This is a genomic window from Paracidobacterium acidisoli (genome assembly GCF_003428625.2).
GTDB classification, from domain to species: Bacteria; Acidobacteriota; Terriglobia; order Terriglobales; family Acidobacteriaceae; genus Paracidobacterium; species Paracidobacterium acidisoli.
In genome coordinates this window covers 822,173-846,090 of the sequence record NZ_QVQT02000003.1, presented here as the reverse complement: position 1 = coordinate 846,090, position 23,918 = coordinate 822,173, and the positions used below count along the sequence as shown (strand labels likewise).

10 protein-coding genes are annotated in these 23,918 nt (G+C 60.9%); all 10 read right to left on the bottom strand.

From position 1 onward, the window contains the following. Nucleotides 1–437: carboxypeptidase-like regulatory domain-containing protein (locus tag D0Y96_RS11065; RefSeq protein ID WP_147325026.1), on the bottom strand; the 437-nt coding region annotated here is incomplete at its 3' end. Between the two features lie 12 nt (nucleotides 438–449). Beyond that, nucleotides 450–3,308 carry an RNA polymerase sigma factor gene (locus D0Y96_RS11060; RefSeq protein ID WP_147325025.1) on the bottom strand — a complete coding sequence of 953 codons (2,859 nt, stop codon included), beginning with the start codon at nucleotides 3,306–3,308 and terminating at the stop codon, nucleotides 450–452. A gap of 305 nt (nucleotides 3,309–3,613) precedes the next feature. Beyond that, nucleotides 3,614–4,951 (bottom strand): hypothetical protein, encoded by a 1,338-nt coding sequence (locus D0Y96_RS11055; RefSeq protein WP_117299650.1) that lies wholly within the window; start codon nucleotides 4,949–4,951, stop codon nucleotides 3,614–3,616. 84 nt (nucleotides 4,952–5,035) lie between these two features. After that, on the bottom strand, nucleotides 5,036–9,184 hold the full coding sequence (locus tag D0Y96_RS11050; RefSeq protein WP_117299648.1) for a TonB-dependent receptor: 4,149 nt from the start codon (nucleotides 9,182–9,184) through the stop codon (nucleotides 5,036–5,038). Nucleotides 9,185–9,255: 71 nt separating this feature from the next. Next, a complete protein-coding gene (locus D0Y96_RS11045) occupies nucleotides 9,256–11,154 on the bottom strand; it encodes a hypothetical protein (protein WP_117299646.1) in 1,899 nt (632 codons plus the stop codon). A gap of 68 nt (nucleotides 11,155–11,222) precedes the next feature. Then, nucleotides 11,223–13,304 carry a hypothetical protein gene (locus D0Y96_RS11040; protein ID WP_117299643.1) on the bottom strand — a complete coding sequence of 694 codons (2,082 nt, stop codon included), beginning with the start codon at nucleotides 13,302–13,304 and terminating at the stop codon, nucleotides 11,223–11,225. 72 nt (nucleotides 13,305–13,376) lie between these two features. Next, nucleotides 13,377–17,171, bottom strand: a complete 3,795-nt coding sequence (locus tag D0Y96_RS11035; protein ID WP_117299641.1) for a hypothetical protein — start codon at nucleotides 17,169–17,171, stop codon at nucleotides 13,377–13,379. A gap of 149 nt (nucleotides 17,172–17,320) precedes the next feature. Then, the gene (locus D0Y96_RS11030) at nucleotides 17,321–19,090 is read right to left on the bottom strand and encodes an anti-sigma factor family protein (protein ID WP_117299639.1); all 1,770 of its coding nucleotides are present in this window, start codon (nucleotides 19,088–19,090) and stop codon (nucleotides 17,321–17,323) included. Between the two features lie 4 nt (nucleotides 19,091–19,094). Further along, on the bottom strand, nucleotides 19,095–19,604 hold the full coding sequence (locus D0Y96_RS11025; RefSeq protein ID WP_158562351.1) for an RNA polymerase sigma factor: 510 nt from the start codon (nucleotides 19,602–19,604) through the stop codon (nucleotides 19,095–19,097). Nucleotides 19,605–20,213: 609 nt separating this feature from the next. Further along, nucleotides 20,214–23,843 carry a chitobiase/beta-hexosaminidase C-terminal domain-containing protein gene (locus D0Y96_RS11020; protein ID WP_147325024.1) on the bottom strand — a complete coding sequence of 1,210 codons (3,630 nt, stop codon included), beginning with the start codon at nucleotides 23,841–23,843 and terminating at the stop codon, nucleotides 20,214–20,216. Nucleotides 23,844–23,918: the final 75 nt, after the last annotated feature.

Genomic DNA, 23,918 nt, shown 5'->3' with positions numbered 1-23,918 from the left:
GAGACTTCCTTACCGGTGATCGTGCCGCCGACCTCCGCATTCTCCGTATTCACCTGCGTCACTTCGCTGCCCGCATTCACCGTGACGGTAGATTGAGATTGCCCCACGGTAAGCTGCACGTTGAAGAGGAAGGCCTGTCCCACATTCAGCGAAATCCCGCCATGCACAGCGGTGTTGAAACCCGGTGCCTTCACTTCAATCCTGTAGTGTCCCGCCGGAAGATACGGAATCGTATACGATCCGGTGGCGTCGGTCTTTGTCTGGACCTGAACGAGCGAGTCTTCGTTGACAACCTGAATCTGCGCACCAGGGATGGCTGCATTCTGCTGATCGGTGATCTGGCCGGAAAACCGCGCAGTCTGCGCGAAAGCAGAGAACGCTGCCGCAAAGAACAGCAGAGCGGCACACGTTGCCTGTCGAAGTCTCTGAAAATCCATGTCGCATCATTCCTAATTTTTTTTGTTAGGAGCCGGGGAGCTCGGGGAAGAATCCTGGAGTGGCTGCAAAGCTGGTTGTAAATTGAGCAGATCGGTCCGCAGTTGAGCCACAGAGCCTGCCAGCTCGGGCACGATGGCTTCGACGGAACGGGGTTGTGAGCCGTCGGTTGAAATGAGTTCTTTAGTGAGGCTCACGTTTGCCCGTGCATCCGCGGCGAGTACTTCCAGAGTTTTCAGGGATGCCGGCGGACGCGCCTCGGGGGACGCAGTCAGTCCCACAGCGGCGATGCTGTGTTCCTCCGCGGACAGCGCGTCCAGCAATCGGCTCTTGTGCTCGGAAATCAGTTGTTCGAGCGAATCATCGGCGGCACGGCTCAGCCCGCTTTTCGAGGAGAATCGCTGCAGCAGGTCAGTGATCGTCTGGCTTTCGCGGTCGATGGTCGCGGAGCTGTCGAATATCTGGTGGGAAATCTCGCCAATGTTATCGCGGCTCCAGCCGCGGGTGGCCAGATATTGTTCGAGGGGCGTCGGCTGCGGCACGAAGGAAGACGACTGGATGCTGTTGATTTCGGATGCGGCGCCGCGTCGGTTATCCATGTCGCGGTAGCTGAAGATCGCCGGAATGACATGCGGGACAAGATGCAGCTGCGTCTCCAGCTCCTGCTTACGCTCGTCCGTTTCGACAATCCCTTTGACCTGCACGCCGCTCTCCGTGCGAACAACCTCGATGCGCTCTCCGTTGTCCGCGTCGAGCCGGTTCAGCACCAGGCGCGCCGAGAGTTCCGCCATATCCAGTTGTGCGTCGGTGAGCGGGGCCGGCACATGGATCGACAGCGATGGATGAATGGGAGCTCTTGCGCCGGAGAGAGCAGCCTCCGGTTCAAACAGGCTGTCGTTCACCGCGCTCCATGGCAACACGTCATAGTTCAGTTCGGCGATTTCGATCGTGCCCGCATCCCGCAGCTCGACGGTACGCCCGACGGGGTGAAAATCGCTTTCCCGGACCGTGAAGGTCTCCTGCCTGATCTGCGGATCGGACGGGGCGGTCGTGGTCAGCGTCAGAAGTCCCCGGTCGGCGCGCACAACCACGTCCCTGCTTCCCTGTTCCCGGGCGCGCCACTCTTCATAGCTTGTGGCCGAGAGAGGCTGATCCCAGTTGACGCCGGCGAGGGCAAGCCGGTCTCTGATCTGTCCATCCTCGGGGCTGAGCGGCTGGCGTTTCGGCCTGCGCCTGCCTGCCGAGTCCCTGTAAATCGCTCGCTCAATAGCGCGGCGCGGCGTCTGAATCCGCACCTTCTGATAGATCACTCTGGATTCGCCAGGCTGAGAAGCTGCATCCCATCGCTCGGCATTGTGCAGCAGGGCACTGGCCGTGACCGAAGGAGCGCGGCGCATCCACGCGAAGAAACAAAGAATGGATGCAAGACCAAGAATCAATGCGCTGGCGAGGAGGGGGTTCATAGCCGACGGTATTTCGTTGAGGCGCGACCACAGCCATACCAGTCGTGGCCCCGACTTCGATTTCGACCCGCCCCTGCCGGGGCGGATGGGATGGCTGCCGAATGCCTGATCTTCGTGAACACCTTCCTGAGTGGCCGGCTGATCTTCGACAAGAATCGGCACGGCCTGCTCCTCGGCTTCGAACAGTGTCGCAGTAACAGCCGGCAGCGCCGGATCGAAATAGACGACCTCGGCATTCAATCCCTGTCCATCAATCGTGAGCGCCAGGTCGATCCAGCGGTCATTGCTCAGGCTTGTCCGGTGAATCTGCTGATGCGGCCCATGCGGAGGCTGCTCATTGAGCGAGAGCATAGCGATGCGTAGTCCCTGCTCGCTGAAGACCTCGACAAAACCAGGCTTGTCCGCCAGTGCGACCCGCGCCGCCAGCATGTTGCGCTGCGCCTGAACCTCATGAAGGGCCACAATCCTGCCATCGACAGCGATCGAGAGCGTCTGGGGGCGATGGTCATACACATCGTCACGATGCCTTTGCGCCATGCGCAGCAGGGCACGATGCTCGGAAGCTGATCCTGAAGAAGTCTTTTCGCTGCCTCGCCTGCCCGCCATTCCATCCATGCCGTCAAGCGGCTCGCGGTCCTTCAGGGTCGGACGCCGGAAAATTCCATCGATACGCGCCAGGCACTCCTCGCAGCTGGCAATATGGGAGAGCCTGGAAGTGGATACGGGCTTTGGGGTAAGAGAGCGGTAATGCGCCTGCAGCTCTTTTTCAGACAGGCATGGTCCCGTTTTGCTGTTGAGGATGGAAGCGCGCAACTCCTGCACCAGGCGCTGTGACGATACCGGGCTCCAGCACTGTACTGGTTCAGGGGGCGCGGTGCGGAATGCAGGCTGCATCGTATGTGGCCCTGCGAGATAGGCTCGTACCTCAGTCCGTACCTCGCTCAGCCTGGGCTGGATGGCCGCGATCGGCACGCAGGCAATTTCCGCAATCTCCTGGATGCGATAGCCATGAAAGAAGCGCAGCACGAAATAGCTGGCGCCCCGCACCTGCGGCTTGCGCCACACGGCATAAGAACAGATGCTGCGCAGCTCGTTCTGCTGCTGCAGCATGTCGTGGTTCGGCTTTACCCACAATGCAACCTGAACCGAATCGAAGTCGGCCACGGCGACGGACTGCATCGCCTCCCGCGAGGTGCGGGTCAAAGCCGAGAGGTACATGTGACGCAGGGACTGGTAGAGATAGTTGTCGAGATTCTCAACCCGGCTGAAATCGGGTTTGGTCAGCGCGACGTATAAGTACAAATCGTGAACGATGTCCTCGGATTGGGTGCGATCTCCACGGGTGAGAATAGCGGCCCACTCTCGCAGCTGCGGGTAGTAGCGCTCCAGAACCTTTTCCGGACGCGGCACTGGCGCGAGAGATTTTCTTTTGGACGGCGTAAGCTGCATTCGATCCTGAAGAGAGCAATTCCTTCCAATAGTTCGCTCCTGTCAGGTGAATATCCGATGAAGAATCCTAGAGCGCATGGAAGTGTTGCTTTCGTTCGTGACCTGTCTCGCAACTGCCTGTTCTCAGTGGCTTGAGGATCATGCTCTTGCCGGGCCATCTTTCTGCGCCTCTTCTTTCCGGGATTTTTCACAAAAAAATAATGCCCGGCCAGGCGAAGTTTTACGCCTGTTTTTACTCTCCGTTCACGACGAAACTCAGACGCCGTTCAATTCGATTGCAGAAGATAGATGGCCCACTGCTGGCCGGTATTCGCGCCCAGGACGAAAAGAGCGTATTTGCCATTGAGCTGTCCGGCGACGCCAACGGCAGAAAATGAATTGTTTTTGTTCGAGGTATTTGCGGCATATCCTGCGCCCATCCAGACCGTCGCATTGGGATAGAAGCCGTTGTTCGTCGAGTCCTCTGGGCCAAGGTCGATGGCAAAATCACAGTTGCCGAAGCCATTGGGTGACGCGGAAGGATTGTCGTTCGTGAAGTCGCCGCCGTAGATCAGAGTGGTGGTCTGTGCGGCTACGGAGGAACAATTCGACGGCAGACTGGTAAAGCCGAAGGAAGCGACGTGCGACGACCAGCCGGTGGGAGCGCCAAAGTTTCCGCCAGTCGGGGCTCCAAAGATAAAGCCGAGATACTGCGCGCCAACGACAGTACCCGTGTCCAGTGGCTGAGAGGGCCGCGGCAAACCGATAGCTCCCGTTCCGCCACTGAGCGAAGTTTGATACGTCAGCCCATTGCTGCCGAGGCCATTGTCTTCAACCAAAAGACCGGACGGCCCGATTGCCAGGACGGCTGGCGGCGGAGTTGTCTGACCACCTCCTGGGTTTGTGATGGTAACCGGATAAGGAATGCTGATCGTGTTTCCATAGGAAGTTGTCCCGCAGGCTCCCGTCACGGGTGTCGCGGCCGGTTGTACCTGCGCTCCCGCTCCGCCCGTCGAAGACAGCGTGAATTGCTGAATATTGGTGAGGTTCACGGTGCTGCCGCTGGTGCCGATGTCCACGCTGCCATAGGCAGTTTCGTTTGTACCGGCGGAAGCCCCGTTCGGAATCGTGACGAATTGATAGGTCTGCGGGGTGGCGAAATTCGGGCATTGTGCGGTGGCCGCCACCGGCGCCGCGGGTTGTCCCGGCAGCTGCACAAGCCCCCCGGCCTGCCCTGCCAGCTCGACGGCGAAGCCTCCTGTCTTAGGCGTGCTGTAATCGGTGGTCACCCAGGCGCCGGTGTCGTTGCTGAAGGAGTAGTTTGCGGTTACTCCCAGGCTCAGCAGTCCACGCTGCAAAGCTGTAACCTCCCCGGCGTTGATCACCTGAGCGCCTTCCTGATTTGCATTGAGGAGATAGGTCGTTTGCTTAAAAGCGCCCGCAGAGCCGCTGCCTGCGGGATCGCTGATGGTATAGGTCTGTGGCCCTCCGACAGGCGTACCGCCGTTCGAGGTCCCTTCGACGAAAGGCGCAAAATATGTCTGCGTGCTTTGCTGTTGTGCAGTCGAAGTGCCCGGCCCCGTCTTTCCGCCGCATCCGATCATGGAGACAGCCGGCAGAATCACGCCCAGGAAACAGATCTTCCATGCGAATTTTCGAGACCGGCCTGTTCCTCGTTTAAGGCAATGCATAACCCTCTCCCTGGTCATTCAGAAACTTCCCTTCAGGCCGAATTGCAGAATGCGCGGATCATGCGCATCGACCGGATGCAGAAAGGAGTTGCCCGCCAGACAACCTGACGCTCCCGCTGAGTAAAGCTCGGTCTGCGTACCGTAGCAGTTGATGACGTTGTTGCCGGTGTTTCCGGGGTTCGCCGGATCGGTAATGCGGAACTGGGTATGGTTGAAGACGTTGTATGCTTCGGTACGAAACTCAATATCGAGACGCTCGCGAAAGGGCTTAAAGTGCTTGAAGAGCGACATATTGAAGTTCACGCGTGATGGGTTTCTCAGGTAGTTGCGGCCCGAGTCGCCAAAGGTAAGGCCGCGCGGCGCGGCAAAGGCTCCCGGATTGAGGAGCAGAGGGCCGACGTTACCCCCACCATGCGCGACTAATGGCTTGCCCGCGTGCGCACTGACACCGGGCATGAGATCGGCGTAGGAACCGACACCCAGACCATCCCCGACGCCGGCGTTATCCGCCGCGCCTGTACCATCGGAGCCGCCGCCATTGATAACGCTGAAAGGCGTTCCGGTCTGGAAGGTGGTAATACCGCTGAACTGCCAGCCCGCGAGAAGAGTCTTCCCGATCGGAGCAAGCTGCCCAGGCGTCGTTTTCCTGGTCCCCGCAGAGGCTGAATCATCGTCCGGATCGAAACCGGTCCCCAGCAGATGCGTGAATCCCTCGAGCAGGCGGGGCAGCGGCAGATCGTAGATGTAGTTGACGTTCAGGATATGCCGCTGATCGAAGTCCGAGCTGGCGTGGTTCGAGTGGATGTCAAGCGAGTTGGCGAAGTTGGCCGAAGACCGGTCGGAGGAGTCGTCAAGCGAATGGCTGTAGGTGTAGGCGACGCCGATGGTCAATGAGCCGGTGGTCTGGCGCAGCGTGGCCTGCAGAGCGTTGTATTCGGAATCGGCGACGTTATCGACGGAGATAATGTTGCTGAATCCTGGATAGGGGCGCACCGAGTCGGCGCTGATGCCAAGTTTATGGGGTGGGCTGCCACCCCCCGCAAAGCCGGGATTGCCTGTGCAGGCGACGAACATATTGACATAACCGGGCGAGCCCGGCCCAATGCCTGGCGAGTTTGGAATGGTGACTGGATAGCCGTACACTCCGGAATTTTCGCCATCGACGGAGAAGTAGTTATAGTTCGCTCCGGTCGAACAGACGCCCGCAGTGATTGGCTGCCCAGGACCAAACGGATTGAGAGCATTGCTGAGCGGCGGCAGTTGATTGAGATCGCGGACGGCCGTCAGATGCGTGCCCTTCGTGCCGACATAGGCGATCTGCGCCACCATCTGCTTCCGCACTTCACGCTGCACGCTCAGGCTCCACTGCTGCGTATAGGGGTAGACGGCTTTGGTAGGGATCGAGGTTACGTTCAGAGGAAAGGTCACCCCGCCCGCGGGGCTCACCAGGTTGCCGCACTGCGCGCTTCCCTGCTGGCAGGAGAGACCAATCAGGTTGAAGGGGCTGGAGATGGTGCTGCCGCTGATATGCGATTCAATATTCGATTGGGTCTCGCTCAGGATCAACGGAGCGCTTCCGATCAGCGATCCAACGTTGGCTTCATATCCGGTGCCATGCTCCCAAAAGATGCCGTAGCCAGCGCGGACCGCGGTCCTGCCGTTGCCCCACGGGTCCCACGAGAATCCTATGCGCGGCTCAGGATGAAACAGATGGTTGGTCATGCAGCCTGAAGGTACGCCGCTCTGCCCGCCGCACTGCACCAGACCATTGCTGATTGCGGGATTAAGCGCGTTGGGGCCGCTCAGGCTATACGGTCCTGTTCTGGGCAGCGGAACGGGAACACCGCTGCCGCTCTGCACCAGATACCCATAGGTGGGATCGATGAAGAGAGAGGCTCCGAGCGATGTGTTGTACAGCTCCGGTCTCCAGTTGTACGCAGTGCCTTTGGGGTTGTACCACGCACCGAACAGACTTGCCCGGAGTCCGGCATTCAGCGTGAACCGCGGATGGATGCGCCAGTCGTCCTGCAGGTACAGCTCCGCGATCTTATACCGGTTGTAATATTTCGCCTGGCCGCTGTCCTGTGTGTAGCTCTTGATCGCACCCTGCGTCAGAGCGCCGCTCACATTGTTCACGACGCCCGGGCCGGCCAGAAAATCAGCAAAGGCGTTGCCTGTGGTGTAGATCGATTGCTGATTACTGAAGGTGAGCAATCCCTGCTGGTCGCCTGAGTTCGCGCCGCTTACCGCGCTCAGCTCGTTCTGCTGGACGAAGGTTCCTTCAAAGCCCCATTGCAGGTCGTGCCTGCCCACCGTCATGCTGACGTCGTCACGAATGTTGAAGGTTGGATTCGCCTGGTTCCAGGGAGCGTAACCGGTATCGGCAGCAAAACCGTGTCCTCCATAGGCTCCGTTAGAACCCTGGAAGACGAGACCGGGCAGCTTGTTTCCACCGAAGCGGTTATTAAAGATATAGCCCATCGGGCACTCTGTCAGTTGCCTGCCCGCGCTGCTCGCCGGCGCGCATGGATCTCCCAGAATGTCCGGCCGGTCGAGCGAGCTGACGCCGGAGCCGGGCTGCGGGGTCAGCGTAATATGTTCGACTCCATAGCTGAGGGCCAGACGATTGAGCATGCCATGCGGCAGCGTCTGCGCAAGACTCAGCACCATATTCAGTCCTGGACCGTTGAGCCGGTTTTCCACCGTGGGAAAGCTGTTCTGCACGACGCCCCACTGCGGCGCCAGCGTCACTGTATTCCAGGCGTCGTGAATGTAGCGGAACGACAGCCGCTCGCCGGGCGTCAGATTCTGGTCGATGCGGAACAGCTCCTCGCGCCAGTCAGTAGGCGGCGAAACAGAGGCCACATAGCAGCGGTACAGAGGGGATGGGTTAGTCGTATTGCAGCCATTCACGGAATTCGCCTGAGGAATAAGCCCGCTGTTGAGAACAGCCTCGCTGGTGTAATTCACTTCGACCGCGCTGCCTACGTTCGGCTCCCCGTTACCGCCGGCAGAAATACCTCCCTGCGGGCAATCCGGATACTCCACCGGATTGAAGGTTCCGGAACCGCCGGGCACAAGCGTGGGACAAACGTCTGAGAAGTTCCCCGACCGTTCGGCATTCGTTGGCACGGACTGGTTGTAGTCCACCGGAGTCTTCTCGCGCCGTATCTCTTCTGAGAAGAAAAAGAATGTCTTCTGCTTATCGGTGTTGAAATGGTTCGGAATGAACAGCGGTCCGCCGAGGGTTGCACCGAAGTCCTGGCGGCGATACAACGGTGTCCTGTAGACAGGATTGCCCTGATATCCCAGCGGCTCCGGCTCGGGCTGATCGAAGTAATTGCGGGCGTTGAACATCTCGTTGCGGAGAAACTCGTATACATCGCCGTGCAGTCTGTCTCCGCCGGATTTGGTGCTTACCAGCACGCTTCCCGATGCGCTCTTGCCGTACAGGGCGCTGTAATCGGCGGTAAGCACTTTCATATCCTGGATGGCGTCGATGCTGGGATATACCATCAGCGGCTCGCCCTGCCCGCGGCTGGCGTTGATGCTGGTGTTCAGCACGTCACTGCCGTCCACCTCGAAGGTGTTGTATTCGACCCGTCCCCCGTTCACACTGAACTTCGCGCTTCCGGCGACCCCAACCTTGGCCTCATCCTGGCCGGTCTGATTGCTCACGCCAGGCGCCATGGTGATCAGTTGCGAGAAGTTTCGCCCGTTTAGTCCGTAGCCTGTGACCTCCTTTTCAGACAACGTCGTAGACAGAGAGGCGGTGTCCGACTCCACCAGTGGAGTCCCGCCTCCATTGACCTCGACGCTGGTTTTCACTCCCCCCACGGACATTTTCGCGTTGAAGACGAATGTCTGTTCTGCCGCAAGCGACACGGCCTCGCTCGATATTCGATTGAAGCCGTCCGCGTCGATGATGACCTGATACCTTCCCGGTGGAAGAGAAACCACCGAATAGTTACCCGTGGCATCTGTCTTTGTCTCCCGTTTCACCAGCGTGTCCTGATTGACGACCTGTACCGTCGCTCCCGGGATAACTCCTCCGCCCTGATCGGCAACCTGTCCCGAGAAGCGGCCGGTCTGGGCGGCTGCCGGTACGCTGGCCAGGAGCGTGAGGAGGATCGTCGCGGACAGAAGCCGTTTAAGTGATCGAAGCATCGTTCTCTGTAACTCCAGTTCCCTCGTGCGGACTCAATATTGCGTTTCAGCATCCATGGCAGACCGAATCATTACTGCGGCAGGTAGTAACGGAATGAGGTGAACCACATGTTGTTGATGGCCTTGGGAGAGAATCCAAGCCCGTTCAGGCCGATGCCCTCCCAGGTATGCCGCACCGCGTAGGAGTATTGAATTCCCTGCTGAAAGGTTCCGTGCGCGCCCCTGTAGAGGCGGAACCAGTAGCCGGCAGTGGCCTCCTGGATGTTGCGGTTATCGGCGTTGCAACTGGACGCCGCGCCGGGCACATTGCCGCCGCCGTTGGACGACGAGACAGGCAGCACCTCGGTATAGCAGCCGCTGACGATATTGTTTGGAGCGCCGTAACCTTCAAGAATCGGCTGGCCATCGGTGGGTCCGGCCGTCGTTACGAAATAACCGCTGGGGTAGTAAGCGCGCCTGACATACTCTCCGCCGTAATAGGAGTAGAAATCAAAACGCGGAGCGGCGTGCCACTCAAGGCTTCCGAGCGCCGAGCCGCCCGGCAGCAGTTCCAGGGAGCCGTCTTCGTGGGCCGTCGCATCGGGCAGGGTCGACGTGCTGTAGCGCCCTATGCCGTTACCGGCCAGAACGTGCGCGCCCAGATCGAGCGTCTTCGAGAAAAGGGAGACACGCGCGTTGGCGCCGACTCCGCCGCCCTCGGTCTTCGAGGTAAAGGCGCCAAGCGCCGAAGTTGTGGACGGCTGGGACGCGCCGGCGGGTGCCGGACCGTTCGGGAACACACGGTCACGGAAGAAGCGGCCTATGCCGAACACTTCAAAATGGCCAAAGCCTGGTTCATACGCCACCTTGGCGATCAGGTCCGGCGCATAGTTGAAGCTGTAGTTCGCCGAAGGGTTATAAAGGCCGCTGCCGTTGCCCGCCTGCTGATAGGCGATCGTCGGAAGATTGTGTCCGCCGACGTTGAGAGTCTGCGCCTCTTCCAAAGCACCGCCAATCCAGAACCGGCTTCCAATGCTCTTCACTGCCCGGAAGCCGTACTGGCGCTCCCAGGTAAAGCCGGCGTTGTACTGCGCGTCGATGGTCAGCGGAATCGCTTCCGCCCTGTTTGAGAGACCCGACTTATATTCCGTTGCCAGGGACCACATCTGCCCCGCTGTCAGCGTCCATCCGCTTTGCAGTGCCGCCTGCGCCCATGCCTGGCGGATGCGCATCGTATAGCTGTTGCTCTGGTTGTCATTCGAGGTTGTTCCCGCCGAAAGAAAATCCGATTCGTAATAGCCGCGCAGCGTAGCCGACGGCAGTCTGCCTTCGGCAAGCAGGCTGATTCGAGACTGGCGCCCGCTGGCATTGAATTCCGAAAGCACACCCGCAGTCTGGCCGCCAAAGGGAATACTGGAGAACGGTGTATTCACATCGCTTCCGGTCCCTCGCTGGCGATTCACGGTCTCCCCTGCGACGAATCCGCCCGGCGTTAAGTCGACACCCCTGAAGTGAAGGACATCGGGATTTTCCAGCTTCTTCGTCTCCTTCTGGTTAGCTTCGACCGCGGTGACGAGCGATGAGGATGCGGCCTTAAGGCTCGCGACATCGCTTTGCAGTGCGGCCACGCTGGAGCCGTCCGGTCCTGCCGTCTGATGCGCCGCCGCCAGCTCCTTTTTCGCCTCCGCAGCCGCGGCCTGAGCATCGGCTGCGGCCTGCAGTGCAGCCGCAAGCCTGGCATCGTGCTCCGTCAGCTCCTTCTGCACACTGTCGAGACGCTGTTGCAGCTGGCTGTACTTGTCAGTCAGTTCATCGAGCTTTTCAAACTTCTCGTTCAGCTGCTGCAACAGTATCTGCTCCTGGATCTTCGGCTTTGCCGCGGCGGCCTTTGTCTTTGCCGGCTTCGCGGTCTGCTGATTCGCATTCTGTGCTGAAGCCGCAACACAGCCTGCAAGCGCCAGGACACTCAGAATCTTTTTCACCGTCATCATCCAACCTCTCCTTCGTGTCATTTCAGAATGGTTTGCGCCGTATGGTTGTTTCGGAGTCCGGTGGATCGTCACGGCTGGTTCTCCGTCCCGGCGGCGCGGGGAATCGGCGTGCTCAGATCCGCTGCGCCAGGTGCCGCGCCGACAAATTCTGTTGCACCATTCCCGCCGCTGCGAATCCAGACATTTCCGGCGCTGTCGACGGAGACTGTTCTACCCTCCGGAAGCGCGCCCGGCGGCGCGTTGCTGAAGCTCACCGGAAGAGTCCAGTCGGCCGGCTGCGCTGCGAGCTCCGGTTGGAAGGAGGTATTCGAAACGGCAAGCCGGTGCAGTCCGGCAGCGTCAACAACCCCGGTTCCGCTTCGAGCGAGAGCAAGCGTTGCCTGAAGCGTGTTGATGGGCCGCTCGGCCGGCGTTGCCTTTGGATTGCTGGCCGTGAAGAACTGATCGCAGACACTTCCGTCTCCGGGAACCGAGCCGGCCGTCGAGGCGCAGGCGGCTATGATGTCCGCCAGCGTATCGACCTTCGCCTGCGGGTCAACGCCGATGCCGGAAACGGTGCGCGAGCGAGGCAGCCCTGTCGTGACATCGACGAGGTCCTTTGCCGTTGCGAATGCAGCGGCGACTCCCGCCGGCGATGCATTCTGCGAGCCGATGTGCAGGTAGTCCGTGGTGAAGACGGAGAGGGCGTAAACCGCGGCCACCGTTGTCGCCTCGTTCACGGCAAAGCGCGATGCGTCAAGATTCGAGCAGGAGCCGAGCGCGGCCATGAGCGCGAGATTGTCATTCGTACCCTCGCCGGCATTTCCGCCCGTCGAGACCAGGTACATCTGCGTATCGGGCGTTGGGCACTCATAGCCATACGGAATCGTGAAATTACCATCCTCGTCCGTTGTTGTGGATGTGACAGCGGACGCATCGTCGGCATTGGCCGTGGAATTCAGGACTGTTTCGCTGGTCGTCACCGCATAGAGTGAGACCCGTGCGCCGCGCAGCGGGTGCTGGGCAGCCTGAGCGATGCCGGAGACAAGCTGACCCTTGACGGCAGTAACGGTTGCGGTCGCGCTTTTCGTTGGGTCGGTGCTCGAAGTCGCAGTGATCGCAATGGTGCTGCCCGCTGCGATGTTCGCAAGGGCCGGAGCCGTATAGGTGGTCGAAGCGCCACTGGCTGTATGCTGCGGCGAGACCGAGCCGCACTTTCCGGGATCGACCGGGTTTGTGCAGCTCACGCTCCAGTCGACGCCGCGATTCTCTCCGTCATTCGTCACCACAGCGGTCAGAGCGCCTGTTTCGTTTGTTCCCACGGAAAGCGTTACGGGAGAAATGCTCACGCTGATCGGCAAAATTGTAATCGTCGCGCTTACATATTTAGTTGGGTCGGCAACCGATGTTGCAGTGATCGTCACGGCTCCGCCGGCCGGCACAATGGCCGGCGCGGTGTATGTCGTCATCGCGCCGCTTTCCGTCTGCATCGGGCCGAACGACCCACAGGCGCCGGGACCGGCCTGACAGGCCACCGACCAGGTCGCCCCCCCGGCGTTGTAATCGTTGCTCACCACTGCCGTGAGCTGGACCGTTCCGGCCAGAGCGATCGATGCGGGCGGCTGAGGCGCGAATCCGACGGAAATCGGCAGGCCGGTGATGGGCAGCGTGATGCTGGAGAACCGGGAGGGATCGGCGGTCGAGCTGGCATAGAGTGTGACGACCCCGGCCTTCGGTGGTGCGGCCGGCGCCGTATAGAACGCCACATAACCCGCGCCGCTCGTCGCATAACCCGGCACAGGACCGCTCGCTGTGTGCGTCGGGCTGAACGAGCCGCAGGACAGGTCTTGTGTCTGCCCCGGCGGCAGCGGCGTACCCGGAGGCAATGCGCTCCCGCAGATCACGCTCCAGTCCGCACCCAGCAGCTCCGTGTCGCCGGTCAGCGTCACCATCACATACGCTCCCTGGTTCACGCTCAGCGACGTCACCGGACTTGATACTGATACCGGCTGCCCCTTGATGTTCGTAAACTGAATCGGATCGACTACCAGCTTTCCCGAAGGTCCGGTCCCGCAGCCACCGAGGGTCAGGACTCCCAAAGCAAGCAATGACAGAGGCGTCTTCACGAATCGCAGGCCGCCAGTGACACGCATATCAATGGAGATGTTCATTGCATCCCTTTCTGTAAAGCTATTGAGTGATTCGAAGATGATGGCTTGAGACAGGCATGGCGGAGGACGTGCTCATGGCCTCGCCCCCAGCTTGTTCTTCTGCTCCGCAAGCGCGATGGGCTGGACGACGGGCGCTCCCAGTCCCACATACTCCGTTACCGTGTTGTTTGCCTGCAGGACCCACACGCTGCCGGAGCCGTCGACTGCGGCCTGCAGAGAGCCTGCGGCGACGCCGGGAGAAACAAAATCGGGAGCATTGGAGCTGCCGGCGATGCTCGATACGATCTCCCCCAAAGCCGCCTGCTGTGCTGAATTGCCTCCGGTGCCGGCGACCCAGGCATTCCCCGCTCCATCGATTGCTGTGCCTCGCGGACTGTCGATCAGCACATTCGGAGAATCTGAGCGATTGGTGCTGGCCGTGTAGCAGCTCTGAAGCAGTATCGTGGTTCCGCTGTAGGCAGATACTTTGCAGATTTCGTTATTCCCCGCGTTCCATATATCGCCGGAGCCGTCCGCGGCCAGTTGCGTGTTGGGGCTGATCGAACTGGCCGACCCTTCGAAGATGAGCTGGCCGCCTGCATTGCTGAGCTCAGCCAGTCCGATCGGTACGCCAGTCCCGGCCTGCTGGTTACTGACCCAGATATTGCTGGAGCTGTCGACAGCCACCGATGTCACATTTGTGATTTCGGGGTTGGTGTATCCTGCGCCGGGAGAAAGCTCCACCCCAAAGTTATTGAATTTTGCAACGCCGTCTCCGGAAGTGATCCAGACGTTGCCCTGGGCGTCGATGGCCATGTCCATCCCCCCGCCAGGCACTCCGGTGAACGGGCTTCCGGGAGAGGGCGTGCCGAGATTCGTCAGCTCTGTGAGGCTGCCGTCTCCGGAGATCCAGACGTCGCCCGCGGCATCGATGGCGAGCGGCCCGCCGCCCGCCTCGAAGCCGTTGGACGGAGAAAGAGCAGCACCCTGGCCGTTCCACTCAATCACACTGCCCGCTTTGGTGTCCGTGATCCAGAGATCGCCGGAGGAATCGATCGCAAAAGAACCCACGGCGCTCGAAGCAGACAAGCCGCCGCCCCCGGTGTAGTTGAGCGAAAGCGACCAGTCGTTGGGCTGCGCAGCAAGAATCGGCTGGAACGGAGCCGCAGGTGTGGCGAAAGTGAAGAGATCGTTGAAGTCGAATTCATAGCCAAGCCCTGCGTCCGGATGCTGCGCAATATTGAAAGCAGCCTGAAGCGTGTCCGTGGGCGAAGTTGGATTGAGCGCAGGATTGTAAGAGAGCGGATCGACATAGGAAAGCAGGTTGCCGCAGGGACTTCCGTCTCCCTCCGCGCCGCCGCTTGTTGCCGTGCAGGCATTCAGAATGTCGGCCATAGTATTGATCTCGACGTAAGGCGCGGTTGCATTGCCTGCAGGAACGGTATAGAGCGCCTGGCCCGTTGCAATGTCGATCAGGTTATTGACTGTGGCGAAGGCATTCGCCAGACCCATGACATTTGTGCTGCTTGTGCCGATGTAGAGATAGCTGGTGTTTCCGGTGAGCGCATCGTTCGCCGCGAAGGGCGCCAGCGCCCAGACGGAAGCGACGGTCGTAACTTCGTTCACGATCACCGAAGAGGAGCTGAGAGCGTCACAACTGCCGAGCGCCGTCATCATGGTTAACGCATGGTTCGGATCGTTCGTGCCCACTTGTCCACCGATGGCCACCAGATACACCTGGCTGTTGGGCTGCGCGCAGCTGTATCCGGCGGGTATGGTGAAGTTGCCGTTTTTATCGGTCGTCGCGGCTGGAGGTTCTCCCGGCGCCGAAAGTTCTGAGGAGGCTGACGCGTAACCGCTGGTCCCGGCAGCGTACAGACCCACGGAAGCTCCCGCAACGGGCTGCGCTCCGGCAAACACCCTGCCGTGCAATGCCGGTCCGTCTGAACCGGAAGTAATGGCGATCGTCGCGGAGACAGCCGTCGTGGAATCTGCATGAGCCGCTGCAATGATCGCCACCGGGCCGGATGCGGGCTGCTGAGAGGGCGCGGTGTATGGGATCGGAAGTCCATCCGCCCATGCCGGGACGCTCGTCGCCGTCACTGCCGGGACTGCGGGGACATACGGGGTTGTCGCTGTGGCAGGAATTGCCGGGACGGCCGGCCTGGTCGTGAAGAAGCCGCAGCCGCTGGCACACACCTGCCAGTCCACACCCGCGCCGGTGGAGTCGTTGCTTACCGCTGCATTCAGATTCACCGTGCTGTCGGGTTGCATCTCTGCCGGAGCTGCAGGGATGAAACCAATCGAAAGCGTGGTCGAAGGATGGATGGCAACAGAGGCCGAGCTTATCGTCACGCTGGAATCTGCATTCGAAGTGGCGTGGATCGTCACTATGGTTCCAGCGGCGGTCACAGGAGGCGCGGTATAAGTCGCAGTGGCCCCGCTTGCAGTCTGGTACGGCAGGATCGCACCGCAGCCTCCTGCAACTGTGCTGTTGCACTGCACCGTCCAGGTGACGCCCCCGGGCGGAATGTCGTTCGTAACGGTGGCGCTGACGGGCGCCTGCGCGCCGCCTGTCAACGACGCAGGGGGCGACTGGGAAAATGCGACCGATGGCGGCTGCGTCACGATCGTCGTGGTTCCGATAGCGGGATTGGCGGGCGTCGTGGCCGGAGAAGCCGCGGTGATCGTCACCACATTGCCGCTGGGAATCGCCGCGGGCGCAGTGTAGAGGATGGAGCCGCCACTGACTGTATGCGCCGGGGACACACTGAAGGTTCCACATGCTCCCGCGCTGCCGCAGGTTGCCGTCCAGTTCACGCCAAGATTCTGCGTATCGTTGGCAACGGTTGCGGTGAGACTCGACTGCGAGCCTGCGGGCATGACCGCCGGCAGAGCGTTCGACAGGGTCACCACAATGGGCGCATTCGTGACGATCGTGACGACAGCGGACGCAGATTTGCCTGGATCGGCTGTTGAAGTCGCTGTGATGGTTACGGTCCCACCGGTCGGAATCGCAGTCGGGCCAACAAAGGTACTGACGGTTCCGCTGGCGGTGTGCGCGGGGGAGATTGAGCCACAGGCGGCATTGCCGCACTTCAGTGTCCAGTCCACACCCTGGTTTGCGGAGTCGTTGGCCACCGTGGCCGTGAAGTGCGCTGTTTTTGCCAATCCGATCGTTGCCACATACTGGCTCGCGGGAGAGACGCTGACCGCGATCGGACCAGGCGGCGGCGGGGCCACAATCGTAATGGTCGTGCTCGCGGATTTGGTGGAGTCGGCAATCGACGTCGCGGTGATGGTCACCGTGCCGTTGGCTGGTACAGTCGCGGGTGCGGTATAGGTTGTGCTCGTCGCCGATGTGGCGCTGAATGAGCCGCAGTCGCTCGATCCGCATGACAATGCCCACTGGACACCGGCGTTCGTCGGATCGTTTGTGACCTGAGCAATAAAACCGATTGTCCCGTCTGCCTGGACAGAAGTGACCGCGGGTAACGTCGTAAGCGCAACCGCAACGGGCGGCGGCAGAATGGTCAGTCTGACGCGGCTGGTCTGCGATGGATTGCTGGCGACGCTTGCCGTAATCGTCACCGTGGTTCCGAGCGGGATCAGCCCGGGAGCCGTATAGAGCGCCGCTGCTCCTCCCGGTGTGTGCGTCGGAGCGAGCGTGCCGCAGGCTCCCCCGGTAACACTTCCCGTCACCGGATTGCCGCCGCAGGTTACGGTCCAGTCCACGCCCTCGTTTGCGGGGTCATTGACGGGAGTCGTGCTCACGTTCACCGCCGTCGAGACAGCCAGTGAGCTCACCTGCCCGGTATGGGTCGAGCTGGTAACCGAAATCGGTCCCGCCTTCACCGACGAACCGCTGGAGCAGCCGGCAGCGGCCATGCTCAGAACAACCAGACAGAAAAGGCCGCAGACATCTTCCCGCGTGACCAGCCACCGGGAAGGTCTTGCCTTCCCGGACACACGCCGGAGATGTACAGACCCTGCGGCCAAAAACCGAATGAACGATAAAAACATAACCGGATGAGCCCCTATTGCTTTGCCTTCAGAGCGGCATCGCTCTGAAGATTGCCGTTGACGGCGCGCGCATCAACCGTAAGTTCGTCGAGTGAAACGGACATATCCGCCAGAATCATTTCGGCGGTGCGGGTAGCGCCGCCGCTGGTAGCTGTCAGTTCCCTGCAAAGGTCCATGTTTCTCCGGGCCGCGGCCATCAGCGAGAAGGGTTCCGGCAGCGGAGCGCCCTCTCCGCTCGCCGGCCCGCTCTGCGCTTCGGCCAGCAGTTCCCGCTCCTGATTGAGCGCGGCTCTCAGACGATCGCGATGGCTGAAGATCAGCTCTGTCAGCGTTGCGGACGCAAGCACCGTCTGCTGGCTGTCGGGCGCAAAGCGCGCCTGCAGATCGGCGATCGCCTTGCTCTCCTGGCTGATGGTGAGGGCATTGCTGAACAACTGCTGCGCAAGGCCGTTGATGGTGCTTACGCTGCGTCCGCGCTTCAGAAGAAAGAGCTCCAGCGGCGAAGGCTGATCCGGCATCTCTGCGGTCCTGATGCTGGCCGCCTGTGCGTCGCTGTTATGGCCGTTCTGCAGGTCGGCAACGCACTGGATGGAAGCGGTCACGTGAGGCAGCATGAGCAGATGTTGCTGCAGTTCCCTTTTCTGCTCCTCGGTGTCCACCACGCCCTTCACTTCCACTCCCTGCGGGCTTCGCTCGAACTCGATCTGCTTGCCGGTATCGGCATGGAGCTGGTTCAGAACAAGCCTCGCTCCCAGCTCTGCTTCATCCAGCTGCTCAGGAGTCAGGACTTCGGGCGGCGGCGGAAACGGAATCACGCGCGAGGGCACAGCCGCTGTGTCAAAAACGGCGACCGGCTCAAACACGTTTGGACCGACGGAGCTCCAGGGCAGGATCTTGAAATCCAGCTCCGCAATCTCAACCGTCTCTTTGTTCCGGAATTCGACCGAGCGGCTCACCGGATGGAAATCCGTGTCGCGCACCGTCAGCGTCTCCTCTGCCACATCGCCCACCGGAGTTGTGGTGGTCAGCGTCAGCAGGCGTTTGCCGCTCCGCTTGATCTTGTCCGCGCGGATACGCTGATGGTCGTGCCAGTCCTGATAGCTCGTTGCCAGGAGCGGCGCCTCCCAGTTCACGCCCGCCACGGACAGACGGTTCTTTAATTGCTCTTCGCTCTCGTTCAGCCTGACCGTCTTTGGGCGGCGCCTGCCGCGCGCATCCCGATAGATGGCGCGGTCCAGCGTGACACGCGGCGTGGTGATCCGTACCTCCTGATAGATCACCCCTCCCGACGAAGCCATGCTGGCGTCATCCCAGTTCTCTGCACGCACCAGCAGCGTGTTGGAGGTGATATTTGGCGTGCGCTGGCGCCCCCACACAAAGAGCGACACCACGGCAGCAAAAGCCAGCACGACGCCGATTGCCAGTGTTGGGTCCATAGTCGGCAGCTCCGGCAGCGCAATCATTGGGAAGAGCGGTCTCCATCTCGGGCGAGGCGGCGGAGCCTGCCTGATCTTCTGCCGCAGCCTGCGTGTGAACTCCGCAGCCGGCAACGGCGGTAATACTTCTTCATGCTCCAGTGCTTCGGAGTAGAGGTGCACCATGCGCTCTGTCTGCCAGTCTTCAAGCCGCGTCTGGCGCGCGCGGCATTGCAGGCACCTGGCCAGATGCCGTTGTGCGGCGAGCCGGGCAGGGCGCGTCAGTTCGTCTGAGAACAGGCTCGCCAGCCGATCGTCGGAGAGGTGCTCTTCGCGGCCGCGGGCAAGCAGCCGCCTGAGTTTCTCCATCGCTCTACCCACAGATGGCCGCCAGTCTCAATGCGGCCTTTTTGACCAGCGCGCAGGCTCGTTGCGAGGTGATTCCCAGCGTCAGGCCGATGTCCTTGTAATGAAATCCCTGCGCGCGCATCAGAAAGCAGTGCCGCTGTTTCTCATTCAGGCTCTCGAGCGCAGCCTTCATGCGCAGGAGCCGCTCTTTTTCGAGGTATGCCTGTTCCGGATTCTGCGCGGGGTCGGCCTGCTCGACAGCGCCTCTGCCTGCCGGCGCCACATGCATCTCCCGTCTCATCTTCCGTGACGCATTGATCGCCAGATTATGCGCCACGCGAATGACCCAGCCTTCCAGCGTCTGGATATTCTGTTTCGCCTGCAGCTGATCTGTAAGCCGAAGAAAGGTCTCCTGCACGATCTCGTCTGCCAGGTCACTGGAGATTTCGAGGCTGCAGAGATAGCGGTAAAGCCGGGGGCGGTACTCGCGATAGAAGACGAGAATCTGTTCTTCGAGATTCGAGCCGGCTTCCATCCGTGCAGTCTCTGGCTCCTCTCTCTGGGGCTCCCATGCCTCTGGCGCAAAGAGTGGTGCGCTCACCGCTTCCGGCCCAGGTTCTTCAGCCACGGCGGTTCTGAGCGCGCGGTTGCCGCGGCCTCGCCCACCGGCTGGCGACAGGTTCCCGAAAATGCTCATCCCTGTTGACCTTTCCTGGCACCATGCGGCGCAGCGACCTGCCCTCCTCCCATCCCATCTGGCTCGAAGAGGCGAAATAAACGCCTCTATCCAATCGGCAGGAGAGTTTTCAAGGGAAGGCAGGCCCGCAGCATCGCCGGCGATGACGAATCCGGAAAGATTTTTGGGGCCTGTGCGCCAAGTATCGGAAATGGTCACTAAATCCAGGTCAGTTCTCCGTTGTGTTCCGGTAAATTCTTCAGTGAAACGCAGTAAACGGTCTTGACAAATTGCCTCATTCAGACAGAAACGCTGCTATCGCAAACAGCAAAGAAGTGAACACAACGATCGAATGAAGACATCTGGTAACCAGGCAAAGAATCAGTTCTTCAAAAAAAGTGGGACTGCGTGCATTTCAGGGAGCGAAAACAGAAGGGGGACACGTTATTCCCGTGTCCCCCCTCCCATCTACGGACGTGTTCCCTGTTCCCCGTACTGGACCTGGAGCGTGGCAGGGGTCTGTACCGGTGCGGCGATGCCGACGAACTCCACCACGATGTTCTCGTAAGGTCCGCCGTTATATTCCACTCCGTCGCCCTGCATAAGCCACAGGTTCCCGGAACCGTCCAGGGCCAGGGCCGTGCTTCCGTAATAGTTGCCGGTGATGATCGGTCCCGATGTCTCCCCGGTGCTGGTTCCGGTGTAGCCCGCGTTCGGAGTGATCTGGAGGCCGCTGCCGTTCAGGTTCACTTCGTTGAGCCACCAGGAGTAAGGGTCTCCGGAACCGCCCACATATTGCTCGCTGACCGACCATACGTTGCCGGCTCCGTCCACCGCCTGTTGAAGATTGGAGCAGTTTCCGTTCGGCGGGGTATAGGTACTGACTGGACCGCTGGTGTTTGATGCATTGAAGACCATATAGCCCGTACTGTCGCCGGTACAGCCGTATACATTCCCGGAAGGGCCGGCAACCGGGTTACTGCGACTGACACCGCTGTACTTGGCGGTCAATGTTCCGTTTGCCGGGTTGAAGAGATAGAAGTAGTTGTTGTTGCGTTGCTGTGTCTGGGCCCACAGGTTTCCACTTCCGTCGAAAGCGAGTCCGCTGAACTGTGGGTTGAACAGGCTGATGGGAGGGGTTCCGGGAAACATATAGTCGTTGAGCTCAGAGGTTGCGCCGCTGTTGAGCTCCAGCAGGTCATCGCTTCCTGCCGCCGCCCACAGATCACCGGAAGCATCGAAGGCTATATTGTTATAGCCAATGAGACTGAATGGGTTGCTGGTTGAATACCCGACAATCTGAACAACAGACAGGGTCGGATTCGTGGCTATCTCGAAGCTCATGCCCCCGGGGAGATAGATATTCCCCGAAGCATCCATCGCAATGTAGTTCGGCTGATCGAGGGAATCCGGAGCCACGCCAGGCGTGCTCCCCGGTGGCGTGAACGCTGGATCGTAGCCGCCATAGGTAATGGTGCTGGTGGTTGCGTTGTACGTGGAGGATGGGGTCACCGGCGCACCGAGGTTGCTGAGCTCCACGAGCATGCTGCTGGTGTTTCCTGACGTCTGAGCCTGGTCGAATGCGGGGATGAAGAGGTTCCCGTTGGCGTCGATCGCCAGGCCGTAACCGGCAATGGAATTCTTGCCTCCGTGTCCCAGTCCGCCGCCGGTAAAGGTGAGCGCAAGCGTGAAGTCACCAGGCGCAGCGGTAAGGGCAGGCGTGTAGGGCGGGGTGGCTGCCAGCAGGCCATAGAGCGTAGCTGCGCTGACGCCGTTGCCGCCGGGATTCTGAGCAATCTGCAAAGCCGTCTGCAGGGTGTCCTCGGGGGCCGTGCCGCCGGTGGGTGTGGCTGCGGTAAAGAGCGCGCCGCAACTGCTGCCATCGCTGCTCTCTGCGCAGGAGGCGAGGATGCCGGCCAGCGTATTGATGCGCGCCTGTGGAACAGTGCTGCTGTTGAGATTAGGAACCGTGTTGGAGGCGTAGGCCGGCGTGATGCTGAGCGCCTGCCCGTTCGCGATCGTCACCAGGTTGCCGATGGTGTTAAAGGCGTTCACCAGGCCCTGGTAGTTGGTGCTGCTCGCGCCGATCGTGATTCCGCCGCCCGATGCAGGGCTGGCGAACTGCGCCAGCGCATACGCCGATGCGATGGTGGTGACTTCGTTGAGGGTCACTGCTGTGCCCGAGGCGCTGAGCTTGCCGCACGCGCCCAGCCCGGCCATCAGAGCGATGCTGGTGTTTTTGTTGCTGGTTCCGGCAGTCGTCGCCACCAGATAGAGCTGATCGCCAGGCGCAGCCGGGCAGGGCGAGGGCACAGGAACGGTGAAGGTTCCGTCCGAAGCCGCAGTGACCGAAGCGCCGGCAGCCGTGGCTCCCGCGCCATAGCCCGCAGCCCCGGCAGAGTACAACTGCACGCTGGCCCCGGCGATGGGCGTCGAGCCGCTGACCACAGTTCCATTGATGATCGGACCCGAGAACACGGTGTAAGCCGCGGAAGCCGGCGCGCTGGCCTGGAGTCCGCTGGTTGTATTGATGGCGATGGCGCTGATAGTCTCCGCCGCGGTAACAGGAATAGGTCCGCTATAGGCCGTCGAAGATGCGGTTGCCGTTCCTGTGGTCGAGTAGTAGATCGTCGCGCCGGTGTCCGCGTCAGTGATGGTGACCTTCGCCCCGGGCACAAGTTGTCCCGGAGAGGGCGAGATGGCCGGAGTTGCCTCCGTAAAGGTGAAGGCCTGCGTCGACACCGCGCTGTTGACATAGCCACTGCGGATAGCGATCGCGTTCAGGGTCTCCGTACCGGAGACGGTGATGGCGCCCGTATAAGGCGTGGAAGCGGAGGTTGGCGTGTTTCCGTTCAGCGTGTAGTAGATGCCCGCGCTGCTGTCTGTGTCGGAAAGGGTGACGGAAAGCGTGGCCGGATACGTCGCGCCTGTTCCGCCTGGAGACGAGATGACCGGCTCCGGCTCCTGCCCCTCAATGGTGTAAGCCTGCGACGCCGCCTGGCTGATGCCGTACCCGCCGGCCGTGTCGATGGCGATGGCGCTGACCGTCTCCGCTGCAGAGACGGCAATGGGACCTGTGTACTTCGTCGAAGAGGCCGTAGCTGTTCCGGCGGTCGAGTAATAAATCGCCGCGCCGGGGTCCGCATCGGTGATGGTGACCTGAGAATTGGGCTGGAGCTGACCGGCATTCGGCGCGATGGACGGCGTCGCTTCAGAAAAAGCAAACGCCTGGCTCGCCACCGCGCTGGCGCTGTCGCCGGCCGCCGCGTCCAGAGCTATTGCGTTGACCGTTTGCGTTTTGGCCACGGTAATCGGCGCAGTGTACTTCTTCGAAGACGTGCTCGGAGCGCTGCCGTCTACTGTGTAGTAGATGGTTGCGTTCGCATCGGAATCCGAGATAGAAATCAGCAGCGTGGCGGGATAGGTCGCGCTTGTGCCGCCGGCAGAGGAAATCGCCGGAGTCGGAGTCGGCTGCGCGATCGTGTAGACCGCTGTGGCCACGGCGCTGTTTGCGAAGTTCGAAGCCACGGCGATGGCCTTGATAGTCTCCGTGCCAGCAGCGGTTGTCATCAACTGTCCGCTGTACGCCTGCGTTGTTCCGCCGGCCGGATACGTTGGCGTCGATCCGTCGGTGGTGTAGTAGATGGTCGCGTTGGCCGTAGCGTCCGTGATAATCACCTGCTGAGGCGCGGTGTACGGCACGGAGGGATTGGGAGAGATTGTCGGCGTGGCTGCCTGCGGAAGATTGATCGTATAGGCCGCAGTCGCCACCGCGCTGGGATTGTATCCAGCCGCAACGGCAAGGGCGCTGATGGTCTCGCTCGCGCTCACCGTGATCGGCTCGGGGCACTGCGCGGAAGACGTGGTAGGTTTGCTCCCGTCGGTGGTGCAATAGAGCACCGCGCCTGCGGTGGCGTCGCCGACGGTCACCGTCTGCGACGCAGTGAATGCGCCGGCGCCCGGCGTGAACGTGGGCGTCGCTGTTGTCTGCTTCGTGGCCCCGCCGCCCCCGCAGCCCGCCAGGAAGAGCAGAACCGCGAACATCGCCGTCACTACAGCAGGCTGCCCGCCCTTCATCTTCGATATGCTTTGCCGCACAAACCCTCCGCTACGCACAGGTGAATTCACGATTCCTTGTCCTTTCGGGCGTTGAATTGCCCTGCTCTGCAGCGA